This is a genomic window from Parafrankia sp. Ea1.12 (assembly GCF_900465275.1).
Classification (GTDB): domain Bacteria; phylum Actinomycetota; class Actinomycetes; order Frankiales; family Frankiaceae; genus Parafrankia; species Parafrankia soli.
On record NZ_UBIZ01000087.1, the window covers coordinates 1 to 1,367 of the forward strand.

The following is a 1,367-nucleotide window of genomic DNA, read 5'->3' on the forward strand; positions in this document are numbered from 1 at the left end:
GCAGGACAAGGAGCTCCGCCTCCTTCGAGGTGTCCCCACGCATCCGGAGCAGCATCAGCCCGAGAGTGTTCCGTGTCAGGGCGTAGAGCAGCGACCACACCATGACCACCCAGCCTGCCCGACACGGACCCCGGCCCGTAGGTAAACGCGCAGGTCACCGCCCAAATCGGGGTTCTGAAGCCCCACAGGATGGGACGCGTGGCCGCGGGCGGGGTTGACGCCCTACCACGCCCCCGGCGCTGACCGTCGCCGTCTTGTCGGCCGTCCAGATGGCGTAGAACCCCGCCCATGACGGACAACGGGGGGACAGCGTCGTCAAGCGTCGCGCTGGTTTCTATGCCCTCATGATCGGGCTGTACTTCGCGGGGGCACCCTGGCCCGCACCTAAGCACGCTCGGACAGATGGTTGAGACGGTCGAGGTGGGTTGGGGGCAGGTGAAGGTGCGCCGCGGCGAAGTTCTCCTCCAGGTGATCGATCCGGGCGGTGCCCGGGATCGGGAGGATGACCGGCGAGTGGTCGAGGAGCCAGCTGAGCGCGACCTGCGCGTGAGTGGCCCCGAGTTCGGCCGCCACAGCAGCGATCTCGGCCGTCGCACCCGTCGTCGCCGGAGCGACGGGCCGCCAGGGCAGGAACGCGATCCCCGCCGCCTCGCACGCTGTGAGCACGGGCTCGTGCTCGCGGTCGAGCAGGTTGTAGCGGTTCTGCACACTCACCACATCGATGATCTTCCGTGCCTGGTCGAGTTCCGAGACGGTGACCTCGGACAGCCCGATCCGACCGACCTTGCCCTCAGCCTGCATCTCCCGCAGCACGCCAAGCTGGTCGGCAAGAGGTAGCTCCGGATCGATCCGGTGCAGCTGAAGCAACTCGAGCCGCTCAACCCGAAGCCGGCGAAGGGCCTGATCGACCTGATCGCGCAGGACCTCCGGCCGGCCGTCGAGCTTCCACTCGCCTGCCGGGCCCGATCGCGCGACGCCGACCTTGGTCGTGATGAGCAGTCCATCCGCGTAGGGATACAGGGCTTCGGCGAGAAGCTCCTCGTTCGCTCCCCCGCCGTACAGGTGGGCAGTGTCGATCAGCGTGACGCCCAGCTCGACGGCCCGCCGGGCGACCGCGAGAGACGTTTGGCGGTCGGGGCCCGGCTCGGTCGGCAAGCGCATGGCTCCGAACCCGAGCCGCTGGACGCCCAGATCCCCGCCAATATGGAACATGGTTGATGTTATCTGCTGCGGTCCACCCCTCAGTACCTGTCCTGAATCTTGATGGCTATTAACTCTCCGTGGCCTTCCTGGGGGTCCAGCGTGGGACAGGGGTACCGCGGGCGAGCCGGTGGGCCATCGTGCGGATCATGGCCCAGTAGACGAAG

The 1,367-nt window shown here is 67.7% G+C and carries 1 protein-coding gene; it reads right to left on the minus strand.

Annotated elements, in window-relative coordinates:
* Nucleotides 1–384: 384 nt before the first annotated feature.
* On the minus strand, nt 385–1,224 hold the full coding sequence (locus tag FMEAI12_RS01365; RefSeq protein ID WP_112104698.1) for an aldo/keto reductase: 840 nt from the start codon (nt 1,222–1,224) through the stop codon (nt 385–387).
* Between the last annotated feature and the right edge of the window lie 143 nt (nt 1,225–1,367).